This is a genomic window from Pseudomonas sp. LBUM1678 (assembly GCF_059695575.1).
On record NZ_CP166775.1, the window covers coordinates 5174574 to 5186853 of the forward strand.

Sequence of the window (12280 nt, forward strand, 5' to 3'; positions counted from 1 at the left end):
ATTCGTCACAGGAATTGAAACAGATGACCCAGGTTACCAACACCCCTTACGAAGCCCTCGAAGTCGGCCAGACCGCCAGTTACAGCAAGACGGTCGAAGAGCGCGACATTCAGTTGTTCGCCGCGATGTCCGGTGATCACAACCCGGTGCACCTGGACGCCGAATTCGCCGCTGGCACCATGTTCAAGGAGCGCATCGCTCACGGCATGTTCAGCGGTGCGCTGATCAGCGCGGCCGTGGCCTGCGAGTTGCCTGGGCCGGGCACTATTTATATCGGTCAGCAGATGAGCTTTCAGAAGCCGGTGAAGATTGGCGACACCCTGACCGTGCGCCTGGAAATTCTGGAGAAGCTGCCGAAGTTTCGCGTGCGGATTGCGACTCGAGTGTTTAACCAGCGCGATGAATTGGTGGTGGATGGCGAGGCCGAGATTCTTGCGCCGCGCAAGCAGCAGACGGTGACGTTGCCTACCCTGCCGGCCATTAGCATCGGCTGATTGCCCTCAAAAGATCGCAGCCTCGTTGCACTCGACAGCTCCTACAGGGATACGCAAAACCTTGTAGGAGCTGTCGAGTGCAACGAGGCTGCGATCTTTTGATCTCAGGGCCCCTCCTGCACCTGCACACTCGCCGTCATCCCCGAACTCAAATTCATCCCCTCCGGCAATTTATCAATCTTGATCCGCACCGGAATCCGCTGCGCCAGCCTCACCCAGTTAAACGTCGGTTCGACCTCCGCCAGCAACTGCCCGTCCGGCGTGGTATTGCGATCGGTAATCCCGCGGCTGATGCTTTCCACATGCCCGTCCAGCGCTTTCCCCGCGCTCATCAACCAGACCTTCACCGGATCGCCAACACGAATCCGCGGCAACTTGGTTTCCTCGAAATACGCCTGCACATAGAAGGTCGAATCGTCGATCAACGCCATCACCGGTTGCCCGGCATTCACGTAATTACCTTGGGCCAGACGCAGGTTAGTGACGTGGCCGCTGCGAGGCGCATGGACCTGGCTGCGCGCGAGATTGAGTTCGGCGACCTTGGCTTCCGCCTGAGCCTCACGCAGTTCACCACGGGCAATTCCGGCGTTGATTTGCGCGTTCTCGCGCAGCTCGGCACTGATCGCTTGCGGCCCAAGGCTGGCGCGGCGGCTGGCTTCGCGTTCGCGCAGATTGAGTTGTTGCTGGCGGGTTTGCACCACCGCCTGGGCTTTCTCCAGCGCCGCTTCGAAACGATCACGATCGATGCTCAGCAACAAATCGCCGGCCTTGACCTGCTGGTTATCGAATGCCTTGAGCTCACGCACCCAACCGGAGACGTCCGGGGCGATCACCACCACGTCGGCGCGGATCCGCGCGTCCCGGGTCCAGGGCGTGAGCATGTAGTACTGCCACAAATGGAAGCCGGCAAAGATCGCCACCGCCACCAGGCTCAGGGTTACCGCGACACGTACGGGGGTACGCATTTTCAACTCCTTATAAAGGTCCGAGGACGACGGTGATCAGGGTCAATACACAGACGTACAAGGCGCAATCAAACAATGCTTCGTGCCAGATCCAGCGGCCGACCGGTGTCAGGCGCAACAGCATGCGCAAGGCTGCGGTAACGAGCAGTGCCAGCAGCACATAAATCAGAAAAGGACTGAGCAGCACGCCGCCCACCGACCACTCACGCAAGCCCATGGCTTTGCTCCTGTTGACGGCACCAGGCGCGCCAGCTGCTTTGCAATTGCAGCACGGCACCCTGGGCCAGTTTCACCGCGTCGCTGGGCGGCAACGCATACAAGGTCTTCAAGAATGCTTCGCTGGGTTGTTCCAGCGCATCGACGCAGTTGCCTGCGGGGCCTTGCTCGAGGACTTTTTCCAACTGTTCGAGATAACGCCGCTGAGGCCCGCTGACCGGCGCCTGCGCCACCGCCAGGCTCAACCGCAGATGCAACAATTCGTCGCCAATGTCGAGACCGAGCAAGCCGTCATCCCAGCGACTGCGCGCCGGTTCCGGCAGTTCCGGATAGTGCCGCGCCAATTGCAGCAAGCGATCGGCCATGCGCCCGCCGAACCAGCTTTCGGCACCGCGCAGGTTACGTCGGGTCAGGCGTACCAGATCGTCGAGCGTCGCCGCCAGCAAGCGGCGGCCATGCCATACCGGGTTACGCAGGATCAGCAAATGAAACGCCAGCACCGCTGCGCCGACACCGACCACCATCGCCTGGGCGCTGTTGAAGAACGTGGCGACGTCAAACTTCATCGCGTTCAGCGGCGACACCAACACGATGAAGTGCAGACAGAACGACGTGGCCGTGGCGCCAATCTGCGGCTTGGCCATGCCCAGCGCACCGAAAAACAATGGCACGCCCATGCCCATGCAGAGCAAGGCAAATCCACTCCATTGCGGCAGCAGAATCTGCCCGACGAAAAACGCCGCCGGAATCGCCAGGAAAATCCCGCGCATAAAACTCATGCCGATCTGCGCACCGTTCTCGCGACTGGCAAACAGGCTGCACACCACGCAGGTCAGCACCAATGCTCCGGCTGCGGCGGGCCAGGCCGTCGCCAGCCAGAAGCACGACACCACCAGAAACGCCAAGGCACTGCGCGCGCCAAACACCAGGGCCAATGACAGGTCGCGGTGCGGCGTCAGGGTGCGTGGCGGATCGACCGTTTCGCGGCCCTCCTCCACCGCTTTCAACGCCGCAGTCGCCGCCATCGCGGTATCGAGCAGCAAGGTGAATCGGGCCAGGCAATAACTCTGCGCGGAACTGATGAGCGGATCATGGCAGGCATCGAGCAACCTCGGCCGCAACGCTTGCAGGGTGGCGGTATCGGCACCACTGAGCGCGGCTTGAACCTCGGTCATCCAGGGCTGCAGTTGCTCGGCTTCTTGTGGTTCCAATTGCTTCCACTGTCGACGCACCGAACGGGCGATGCGCAGCAGCATCAAGAGCTTCTGACTCAAACCGCTGATGGCTCGTGCGCGTTGCCGACCGAGGCCACCTTCAAACCAGGCATGTTCTCGCTGGGCATCGACGGCGACAATCCGCCCGAGGATTTCCAGCAAACCTTTACGCGCCTGAGCATCGCCGGCCAGGGTGGCACGCGCCGCATTCATCCCACTGGTCCAGGCGGCTCGTGCCTGATCCGCCAATTGCCGCTCGACCCGCATCGGCCACAACAACGCGCTGGCCGCCGTGGCGCAAAGGATACCCAGACAGATTTCCGTACAGCGCGCCACGGCTTGGTCGAACACGGTCAGCGGATGAGTAATAGCCGGCAACGCAATGATCGCCACCGTGTAACCGGCCAGCACAAATGAGTAGGACCAGGCACTGCGCAACAACGTCGAACTCGCCGTACACAGCCCGAGCCACAACGCCAATGCCAATAAAAACAGCCACGGCGTCTGGGCGAACAAGCCCATGAACACCACCGACATGATCGTTCCGACCAGCGTGCCCAGCAATCTCGCCAGCCCTTTCTGCACCACCATTCCGGACAGTGGCTGAGCGACGATGAACGCCGTCATCAGCGCCCAGGCGGGTTGTTCCAGGCCCCAGCGCAATGCCAGCCACAGTGCCAGGCCGCCGCCGATCAAGGTCTTGATCGCGAACTGCAGCGCACGGAGGTCTGGCGCGAGTAACGCCTTCAAAGTGATAGGCACAAAAAACACTCTTGAAAGGACGATTTAACGATAGTCGGTTCGGTGAAAATCCATCAACTAAGCACAGTTTATGCAGGAGCTGTCGAGTGAAACGAGGCTGCGATCTTTTGATCTTGTTTCTTAAAAGCAAAATCAAAAGATCGCAGCCTCGTTTCACTCGACAGCTCCTACAAGGAATGATTCATCGTTAAACGCCAGGCACAAAAAAACGCCAGACTGGCTGGCGTTTTTGACAGGTTACGAGCGCTTAAGAGCGTGCGCGAGCCTGGTTACGCAGGGCTTTCACCTGATCGTGATTGCGTTGCACGCCGTGGTACTGACGTTCAACCAGATCACGAATGCCCACCAGGTTGTGCTTGTTGATTTTTTCCATGGCTTCTTTGTAAGCCTTCAACGCATGGTCTTCACCGCGTTCGGCTTCGTTCAGCACGGCTTCTTCGTCCTTGCCGGTGAACATCGCTTTCACGTCGACCCAACGACGGTGCAGGTCGCCGCTGACGCTGGTGGAAGTTTCCGGATCGCCACCCATCGAACGCACGGCGCTCTGAAGTTCGGCAGCAGCAGTGGCGCAGTCAGCGGAGCGTTGCACGAACAGGGTTTTGAGTTCAGGGTGTTTGATGTCTTCAGCGCAAGTCTTGAACCCTTCCTGACCGTCTTTGCTGGTTTCAATCAGGTCATTGAGTACAGAGATCGCTTCTTTATTCATGTCGGTCATTTTTCAATTCCTTGCGGGTTGATGAAAGATGCAATAGCTATTGCACCCTGCATGCCAGCTTCGAATTGATAATTTATCCGTTATTTTTCAATAGCTTAGTTTTAATGACAAAATCTGCATCCGCTTTTTTTGCATGATCTGTCAATTGGCCTGCATGCAGAATGCCTGTATTTTCCAGATCGAATGAATTCAGACGACCCATGATGAACCCAGAAAAACTCGAACTGTTGATCACCCGTGAAATGCCCTTCGGCAAATACAAGGGTCGAATCATTGCCGACCTGCCCGGCCAATACCTGAACTGGTTCGCCCGGGAAGGTTTCCCACATGGCGAACTGGGGGGGTTATTGGCCCTGATGCAGGAGATCGATCACAACGGTCTGTCCGAACTGCTCGAACCGCTACGCGCCAAACATGGCAAACCTGCCCCGCGCCACTGAAATTGCCGAAACCGAGTAGCCCATGCCCGATAACACCCGTCGCGCCCGTGATGAACACTTCTGGAAGACCTTTGCCGACCGCTACGCTGTCGAACCCGGGCCCATCAACCTGGAAAACGGTTACTTTGGGCGCATGTCGCGCACCGTGGTCGAGGAGTACCAGCGCAACATCGAGCTGATCAACCGCAGTAACTCGGTACACGTGCGCCAGCGTTTCGAACAGGTCGAAAGCCTTGAGATCCGGGCGCAGCTTGCCGGGATGATGGGCGTTCCCGCCGACACCGTGGCCCTCACCCGCAACGCCTCGGACGGTCTGCAATCGCTGATCCGCAATTACAATCGCCTGCAGCCGGGCGATCAGGTGCTGATCTGTGACCTGGAGTACGACACGGTCAAAGGCGCAATGCGTTGGCTGGCCCGGCATCGCGGCGTGGAAGTGATCGAAATCGACCACGCGCATCCCGCAACTTTCGACAGCTTGCTGGCCACCTATCGCGACGCCTTCGTGCGTTATCCAAGGCTCAAATTAATGGCCCTGACCCACGTCACCCATCGCACCGGATTGGTCATGCCGGTGCAGGCTATCGTGGCCGCCGCCAAGGAACACGGCATCGATGTAATCCTCGATGGCGCCCATGCCCTGGGCCAGATCGAGTTCAACCTGGATGAACTGGGCGTTGCTTTCGCCGGCTTCAATCTGCACAAGTGGATCGGCGCGCCCCTGACCCTGGGCTTTATCTACATCGCCCCTGAGCGCCTGGCCGACATCGACCCGGACATGGGCGAGATGCATTTCCCGGTCACCGATATTCGCGCCCGTACGCCGTACAGCACGCCGAACATCCCGGCGCTGCTGACGCTGCCGTTGGTGTTCGAGGAGCATCTCGCCATGGGCGGCGTCGCAGCCAAGAGCACACGACTCAACTACTTGCGCAACCGGTGGGTCAACGCGGTTCGAGAGTTACCGGGGATCGATGTCATGACACCCGATGACCCGCGACTGTATTGCGGCATCACTTCGATGCGCTTTACCCGTCATCCCGATCAACAGGCGATGGTCGAGCGACTGCTCAGCGACTACAACCTGTTCACCGTAGTCCGCCGCGGTGCAGCGAGCGGGCCATGCATTCGCATTACGCCGGGGCTCACGACCACCGCTGCCGACATGGATTTGCTGGCACGTGCGCTGACCGAACTGCGCTGACGTCAGACCGTGTACTTGTCAAAGTCCTCCGGCTTGATTTGCGTCGAAGCAGCGAAGGTGTCGATACCGATGGTCGTGTGCCCGAAAAAGCCATCCTCGTTCGAGTCTCGACCGAGGGTGTGCACCGTTAATGTCGAGGCCTCACCACCCTGATGCCGGTAGTGAAAGTCTTCATCGTTGGTCAGCGGCGAGGCAGATCTGCCGCTGTACTCTCGGGCGTTGAGCACCGAGCGCGAGGCGGGTTCGGGAAAGTAGAGCTGACCGACCCAGGCGACGTGTCGCTCGTCGAGGAAATTGTTGCCGGACGTAATGCGTACCGCGACATGAATGTGCATGGCACGACCGGCATAGAACCCCGGATAGATGGTGGTAAAGCGCACCACGCCTTTTTTGTCGGTGAACTGCCCGCCACGCAGATAGGTGTCGTCGTCGGTGCGCGGAACCGAGCCGATGTCACCGACATCCACTTCCTTGTTCGGGTTGATCTTGCTCCAGCCCGAGTACGCACCGCGCGCATTGCAATGCCAGATATCGACCAAGGCCCCGGTCACAGGCTGGCCGGTCATGGCATCGACAATCGCCAGTCGCAGCACCAGGGGAATGCCATCGGCGCTTTCGCTGATGTTGCGCCGGATCAGTTTCGGATTGCGGAAATACGGGCCGGCGATCTGCTCGGGAGACAGCAGGTAAACCGGGGGGGTGGGTGCAACGGAGGTGTTGTCGTCCATGACGTTCTCTCTTCCATAAGATGAACGCAGGTTAACGCTGGATGAGCGGCGGGATGCGGTAACTATGTATCGCGTGATGTCCCCTGTGGGAGCTAGCCTGCTAGCGATAGCGGCATGACAGACACCCAATCAGTGAATGTCAGACCGTTATCGCCAGCAGGCTAGCTCCCACATTTTTTGCGGGCAAAAAAAAACGGTGCACCGACCAAGCGCACCGTAAAGCCGTAGAACACACAACGAAGTGTTTGGTAAAGCCAATCAGTCCAGCAGCGCCAGTGCCTCGGCGGTGCATTCCTGAATGCGGGCCCAGTCGCCGTTCTTGATCCACTCCGGATCAAGCATCCAGCTACCGCCCACGCACATCACGTTTTTCAACGCCATGTAGCTCTTGATGTTGGCCGGGCTGACGCCGCCAGTCGGGCAGAATTTCACTTCACCGAACGGGCCGCCGAGGGCTTTGATGGCGGCAACGCCACCGCTGACTTCCGCCGGGAACAGCTTGAAGCGGCGATAACCCAAGCCATAGCCTTCCATGATGCCGGACGCGTTGCTGATGCCTGGCAACAGCGGGATCGGGCTGGCGACGCTGGCTTCGAGCAGGTCACGGGTAATGCCCGGCGTGACGATGAACTGCGAGCCGGCGGCTTCGGCAGCGGCGAGCATGGTGCGATCCAGCACCGTACCGGCACCGGTCACCAGCTCCGGACGCTGCTCACGCAGAATCTGGATGGCTTTGAGACCGAACTGCGAACGCAGCGTCACTTCCAGGGCTGTCAGACCACCGGCGGCCAGGGCGTCGGCCAGTGGCAGGACGTCCTGTTCGCGAGCGATGGTGATGACCGGCAGGATCCGCGCCTTGGCGCAGAGGCTGTCGATCAGGGCAACTTTGTCCGCCATGGAAACGGTCGGGGATGTCATTGTCATAGCGGCTGATCCTTGGCTCATGGGCACCAGTAAATCTCTAACGTAGGTTGCAGAAACGCGCGAATCGGCATGGCGGCGACATCGTCACCGGCCAATGCGGCACTCAGGGTGGTCAGCTTGGACTGACCGGAAATCGATAGAACGGTGGTCTTGGCCGAGGCCAGCAGCGCGCGACTCATGGTCAGGCGCTGATGCGGCACGGTCGGCGCCAGCATCGGATAGCAACGGCGTGTGCCGTCGACTTTCAAGGCGTCGGCCAGGTTCGGGCTGTTGGGGAACAACGAGGCCGTGTGACCGTCATCGCCCATGCCAAGGATCAGCACGTCGATCGGCGGCAACTCGGCGAGCAAGCGATCAGCCTGCTCAGCGGCCAGTTCAAGGTTGGCTGTGGCGCTGTACAGACTCAGGAACTGAGCCTTGGCCGCCGGACCTTGCAGCAGATAGCGCTTGAGCAGACCGGCATTGCTGTCGGCATGCTCCACCGGTACCCAGCGCTCGTCGGCCAGGGTCACGACGACCTTGGACCAGTCCAGTTTCTGCTTCGCCAGGTTCTGGAAAAACGCCACGGGGCTGCGGCCACCGGACACCACCAGCGTCGCAGTGCCGCGAGCGTCGATGGCGTCACTCAGGTGCTTGGCCACATTCAGCGCCAAACCATCGGCCAGCAGCACCGGGCTCTTGAACTCATGGGCGCTGACGCCCTGAGGCAGTTGCAATTTAGATATCGCCATACCACGATCTCCCATCCCGCGTGATCAGAGCAATGGAGCTCATCGGTCCCCAGGACCCGGCCGCGTACGGCTTGGGCGCATCACCGGATTTTTTCCACCCGGCGATCAACTGGTCACACCACTTCCACGCGGCTTCGATTTCATCTTTACGGACAAACAGGTTCTGATTGCCGCGCATTACTTCCAGCAACAACCGCTCGTAGGCATCGGGAATCCGCGCGCTGCGATAGGTATCGGAAAAATTCAGCTGCAACGGACCGCTGCGCAGCTGCATGCCCTTGTCCAGGCCTTGTTCTTTGGTCATCACACGCAAGGAAATGCCTTCGTCCGGTTGCAAGCGAATAATCAGCTTGTTGCTGATTTGCAGGCGCTGCTCGGGGGCGAAGATGTAGTGCGACGGTTCCTTGAAGTGGATGACGATCTGCGACAGCTTCTGCGGCATGCGCTTGCCGGTACGCAGGTAAAACGGCACGCCGGCCCAGCGCCAGTTGCGGATGTCGGCACGCAGGGCGACAAAGGTTTCGGTGTCGCTCTGGGTGTTGGAGTTAGGCTCTTCCAGATACCCCGGCACTGATTTGCCTTCGCTGTACCCGGCGATGTACTGGCCCCGCACCACTTGCGTGGTCAGGCCTTCCGGGCTGATCGGCGCCAGGGCCTTGAGCACTTTGACTTTCTCGTCGCGGATGCTGTCGGCGGACAGGTCGGCCGGTGGGTCCATGGCGATCAGGCAGAGCAGTTGCAGCAGGTGATTCTGGATCATGTCCCGCAGCTGACCGGCCTTGTCGAAGTAGCCCCAACGGCCTTCGATACCGACCTTCTCGGCCACGGTGATTTCCACGTGGGAGATGTAATTCTGGTTCCACTGGGTTTCGAACAGGCTGTTGGCGAAACGCAGGGCGATCAGGTTCTGGACGGTCTCTTTGCCCAGGTAGTGGTCGATGCGGTAGGTGCGGTTCTCCGGGAAGAACTGCGCCACGGCGTCGTTGACCTTGCGCGAGGACTCCAGGTCCGAGCCAATGGGTTTTTCCAGCACGACGCGGGTGTTTTCAGTCAGGCCGACCTTCGCCAGGTTCTCGCAGATCGCGCCGTAAACGGCGGCCGGCGTGGCGAAGTAGGCAATGACTCGCTGAGCGCTGCCGGCCATTTCGGCCAGGGCGACGTAATCGTCGGCCTTGAGGAAGTCGACATGCAGATAGCTCAAACGGGCCAGGAAGCGTTCGACCACAGCTTCGTCCAGCTCTTTGGCACCCACGTAACGGCGCAGTTCGGAGGCGATGAACGCCAGGTGCTCCTGCTCGCTGCCAGGCTCACGGGCCAGCGCGATAATGCGCGTATCCTCGTGCAAGAGGCCTGCGCCATCGAGTTGATAAAGGGCAGGAAACAGCTTGCGCAGGGCCAGATCGCCGAGGGCGCCGAACAAGGCAAAGGTGCACGGTTCAACCGTAATCGAAGGCATGATGTTTGTTCTTTTATCAAGTTAAGCTACAAATACCTTTTTTCAAGGCATCACTCAAGGGAAAATGTAGTAATAACCACAACATTTTCGCAAAATACAGATTCCGAGTGGTGGTCGGTCGGAGCCATCAGTAGGATAGGCCACCGTTACGGGCCGCATCAAAGGCCCAATTTGCATTAGCAGAACGCTTATTTGCGCTGCTGACCTAAGGAACATGAAATGGACCGCGTGCGAAATTTACTGGAACAGATCCAGAATCGCCTTGAAGACCTGAACAAGGCTGAACGCAAAGTCGCCGAAGTGATCCTGCTCAACCCACAGCAGGCCACCCGGTTCAGCATCGCCGCCCTCGCCCAGGCTTCGAAGGTCAGCGAGCCGACGGTCAACCGTTTCTGCCGTTCGTTCGGCGTCAGCGGCTACCCGGAACTCAAGCTTCAGTTGGCCCAGAGCCTGGCCAGCGGCGCGGCGTATGTCAGCCGTGCGGTTGAGGCCGATGACAATCCTGAAGCCTATACGAAGAAGATTTTCGGCAGCGCCATCGCCTCTTTGGACAGTGCCTTGCAGGCGCTGGACCCGAACCTGATCAGCCGCGCCGTCGACCTGTTGATCCAGGCCCGGCAGATTCACTTCTTCGGCCTCGGCGCCTCGGCCCCGGTGGCGCTGGATGCGCAGCACAAGTTCTTCCGCTTCAACCTGGCCGTTACCGCCCATGCCGACGTGCTGATGCAGCGCATGATTGCGTCGGTGGCGCATACCGGCGAGTTGTTCGTGATCATTTCCTACACCGGCCGCACCCGCGAATTAGTGGAAGTGGCGCGCATCGCCCGGGAGAACGGCGCTTCGGTGCTGGGTTTGACGGCCGAGGGTTCGCCGCTGGCCAAGGCCAGTACCTTGAGCCTGAATATTCCGCTGCCGGAAGACACCGACATCTATATGCCGATGACGTCGCGGATCATTCAGCTGACCGTGCTGGATGTGCTGGCAACGGGCATGACCTTGCGCCGGGGCGTGGATTTCCAGCCGCATTTGCGCAAGATCAAAGAGAGCCTGAATGCGAGCCGGTATCCGGTTGGGGATGAGTTCAACTGACCCTTCAAAAACCACCCCTCACCCCAGCCCTCCCGAAACGTCGGACCGCCCCAGAGGGGAGAGGGGGAAAGGGAGCAGATCTTCATGCTCTTCAAAACCTGAGTTCAACTCAAAGCTTCAGGCCGACGTAGATTGAACAATCAACGCGGTCAGTCCCCTCTCCCTACGGGCGGTCCGACGTTTCGGGAGGGTTAGGGTGAGGGAGCAATCGCCCTGACACACCTAAGCTCCCACCCGCGCCTGCAAACTCAAATGCGCCTTCTGCCCCGGCGCCAGGCTCATACTGTCCGTCCCGCCACTCGCCGCCTCCACACACACAAACTCGGAAATCTCATTCCAGCTCACCCCCAGCAACGGCCGCGAGCCCGGATGCCAGACCACCGTGTCCGCATGGTCACCGGTATCAATACACAATTCCCGCTGCCAGGCGTGATCCTTGAGCTGCAATTCACCGTCATGCTGGAACACTCGCTGACACCCACCGTCGACCCTCAACTCGCCTTCCTGCTGGCAAACCTGACGGTTCAACTGGTCGTAACCTTGCGCACCATCGAGCCCAGACAGCGCTACCTCGCCGACGTCACCAATACGCCAATAGGCGTGCAACGCCTGACTCAATTGGCATGGCAGGCTGTCCTGGTGCTCGGTGCTCAGGCGTAAATCCATGCGGTCACCCAAGTGCGCGTGCAGGTCCACTTGCCAGTCGCACAACTGAAGTTGCCAATGCAGCCGCACGCCATCGTCGTCATGGCTGCTGTCGAGCAGCTTCCAGTCGATCAACCGTGCCCAGCCATGTGAGGGCCAGGCATTTTCGCTCGGATGACGGCCATACCACGGCCAGCACACCGGCACGCCGCCACGAATCGCGCCGACTTGCGGCCACCTCGCCGCGCACCAGAGCCAGGGTTTCTGGCCCTTTGGCTGGAAGTGCAGCAACTGCGCGCCCTGCCGACTGAACACCGCCTGACACAGCGGATGGTCGATCACCAGCACATCGCGCTTCTGATAGCGCTCCCACGCAAACACCGGACGCTCGCGCAAGGATTTGAAGAAGCGTTGTAGCGGATGCTCATGCATGTGCCACGGTCCTGAAAATCATGGGTGTACTCATACGCCTTAGTAGCAAACTTACTGTGGCGAGGGAGCTTGCTCCCGCTCGGCTGCGAAGCAGTCGTAAAACCGAATAACGTGGTTTACCTGGAACACTTGAATGGCTGATTCTGGGGCCGCTTCGCAGCCCAGCGGGAGCAAGCTCCCTCGCCACAGATCCTCATCGACTCACACAAAAAAAAGCGGACAGCCTGGGCTGTCCGCAAAAATGCGCACATAGAGAGGAGCTTAT

13 protein-coding genes are annotated in these 12280 nt (G+C 59.7%); 4 read left to right on the plus strand and 9 right to left on the minus strand.

Annotated features, from left to right (window positions below; translation table 11 throughout):
- The first annotated feature begins 23 nt into the window (after positions 1 to 23).
- A complete protein-coding gene (locus ACA070_RS23560) occupies positions 24 to 494 on the plus strand; it encodes a MaoC family dehydratase (protein ID WP_008151121.1) in 471 nt (156 codons plus the stop codon).
- A 104-nt stretch (positions 495 to 598) separates the two neighbouring features.
- Here the strand turns inward: ACA070_RS23560 and ACA070_RS23565 are convergent, their stop codons facing one another.
- The 4 genes from ACA070_RS23565 to ACA070_RS23580 form a co-directional block, all read right to left on the minus strand.
- The gene (locus tag ACA070_RS23565; protein ID WP_497448544.1) at positions 599 to 1459 is read right to left on the minus strand and encodes an efflux RND transporter periplasmic adaptor subunit; all 861 of its coding nucleotides are present in this window, start codon (positions 1457 to 1459) and stop codon (positions 599 to 601) included.
- A gap of 10 nt (positions 1460 to 1469) precedes the next feature.
- Complete coding sequence (locus ACA070_RS23570; protein WP_094471041.1) at positions 1470 to 1676, minus strand: DUF1656 domain-containing protein; 207 nt, start codon at positions 1674 to 1676, stop codon at positions 1470 to 1472.
- A complete protein-coding gene (locus ACA070_RS23575; RefSeq protein WP_497448545.1) occupies positions 1663 to 3651 on the minus strand; it encodes an FUSC family protein in 1989 nt (662 codons plus the stop codon). Before ACA070_RS23575 ends, ACA070_RS23570 begins: the two co-directional genes overlap by 14 nt.
- A 247-nt stretch (positions 3652 to 3898) precedes the next feature.
- Positions 3899 to 4366, minus strand: a complete 468-nt coding sequence (locus ACA070_RS23580; RefSeq protein ID WP_461976120.1) for a ferritin-like domain-containing protein — start codon at positions 4364 to 4366, stop codon at positions 3899 to 3901.
- A gap of 203 nt (positions 4367 to 4569) precedes the next feature.
- Between ACA070_RS23580 and ACA070_RS23585 the strand changes: the two genes are divergently transcribed.
- Positions 4570 to 4806, plus strand: coding sequence for a DUF3820 family protein (locus ACA070_RS23585; RefSeq protein WP_007949456.1), 237 nt, complete (start codon positions 4570 to 4572; stop codon positions 4804 to 4806).
- Positions 4807 to 4828: 22 nt separating this feature from the next.
- Entirely contained in the window at positions 4829 to 6010 is a 1182-nt protein-coding gene (locus ACA070_RS23590; protein WP_497448546.1) for an aminotransferase class V-fold PLP-dependent enzyme, read from the plus strand.
- A gap of 2 nt (positions 6011 to 6012) precedes the next feature.
- On the opposite strand, the gene ACA070_RS23595 is transcribed toward ACA070_RS23590, so the two are convergent.
- The 4 genes from ACA070_RS23595 to zwf all read right to left on the minus strand — a co-directional run bounded on the left by ACA070_RS23595 (position 6013) and on the right by zwf (position 9849).
- Entirely contained in the window at positions 6013 to 6738 is a 726-nt protein-coding gene (locus tag ACA070_RS23595) for an intradiol ring-cleavage dioxygenase (RefSeq protein ID WP_497448547.1), read from the minus strand.
- A 258-nt stretch (positions 6739 to 6996) separates the two neighbouring features.
- A complete protein-coding gene (locus tag ACA070_RS23600; RefSeq protein ID WP_497448548.1) occupies positions 6997 to 7662 on the minus strand; it encodes a bifunctional 4-hydroxy-2-oxoglutarate aldolase/2-dehydro-3-deoxy-phosphogluconate aldolase in 666 nt (221 codons plus the stop codon).
- A gap of 17 nt (positions 7663 to 7679) precedes the next feature.
- Entirely contained in the window at positions 7680 to 8393 is a 714-nt protein-coding gene (gene pgl / locus ACA070_RS23605; protein WP_497448549.1) for a 6-phosphogluconolactonase, read from the minus strand.
- On the minus strand, positions 8380 to 9849 hold the full coding sequence (gene zwf / locus ACA070_RS23610) for a glucose-6-phosphate dehydrogenase (RefSeq protein ID WP_461955355.1): 1470 nt from the start codon (positions 9847 to 9849) through the stop codon (positions 8380 to 8382). Before zwf ends, pgl begins: the two co-directional genes overlap by 14 nt.
- Positions 9850 to 10077: 228 nt before the next feature.
- Here zwf and ACA070_RS23615 point away from each other — a divergent pair, with 228 nt between their 5' ends.
- Positions 10078 to 10938, plus strand: a complete 861-nt coding sequence (locus ACA070_RS23615; RefSeq protein WP_175649041.1) for a MurR/RpiR family transcriptional regulator — start codon at positions 10078 to 10080, stop codon at positions 10936 to 10938.
- Between the two features lie 222 nt (positions 10939 to 11160).
- Here the strand turns inward: ACA070_RS23615 and ACA070_RS23620 are convergent, their stop codons facing one another.
- A complete protein-coding gene (locus ACA070_RS23620) occupies positions 11161 to 12015 on the minus strand; it encodes a D-hexose-6-phosphate mutarotase (RefSeq protein ID WP_497448550.1) in 855 nt (284 codons plus the stop codon).
- Positions 12016 to 12280: the final 265 nt, after the last annotated feature.

Excerpts from the sequence above, each read along its gene's own strand:
- zwf (WP_461955355.1), bottom strand. The coding sequence starts at position 9,849 with ATGCCTTCGATTACGGTTGAACCGTGCACCTTTGCCTTGTTCGGCGCC.
- ACA070_RS23560 (WP_008151121.1), top strand. The coding sequence starts at position 24 with ATGACCCAGGTTACCAACACCCCTTACGAAGCCCTCGAAGTCGGCCAG.
- ACA070_RS23595 (WP_497448547.1), bottom strand. The coding sequence starts at position 6,738 with ATGGACGACAACACCTCCGTTGCACCCACCCCCCCGGTTTACCTGCTG.
- ACA070_RS23600 (WP_497448548.1), bottom strand. The coding sequence starts at position 7,662 with ATGACAATGACATCCCCGACCGTTTCCATGGCGGACAAAGTTGCCCTG.
- ACA070_RS23580 (WP_461976120.1), bottom strand. The coding sequence starts at position 4,366 with ATGACCGACATGAATAAAGAAGCGATCTCTGTACTCAATGACCTGATT.
- ACA070_RS23565 (WP_497448544.1), bottom strand. The coding sequence starts at position 1,459 with ATGCGTACCCCCGTACGTGTCGCGGTAACCCTGAGCCTGGTGGCGGTG.
- ACA070_RS23620 (WP_497448550.1), bottom strand. The coding sequence starts at position 12,015 with ATGCATGAGCATCCGCTACAACGCTTCTTCAAATCCTTGCGCGAGCGT.
- pgl (WP_497448549.1), bottom strand. The coding sequence starts at position 8,393 with ATGGCGATATCTAAATTGCAACTGCCTCAGGGCGTCAGCGCCCATGAG.
- ACA070_RS23570 (WP_094471041.1), bottom strand. The coding sequence starts at position 1,676 with ATGGGCTTGCGTGAGTGGTCGGTGGGCGGCGTGCTGCTCAGTCCTTTT.
- ACA070_RS23585 (WP_007949456.1), top strand. The coding sequence starts at position 4,570 with ATGAACCCAGAAAAACTCGAACTGTTGATCACCCGTGAAATGCCCTTC.
- ACA070_RS23590 (WP_497448546.1), top strand. The coding sequence starts at position 4,829 with ATGCCCGATAACACCCGTCGCGCCCGTGATGAACACTTCTGGAAGACC.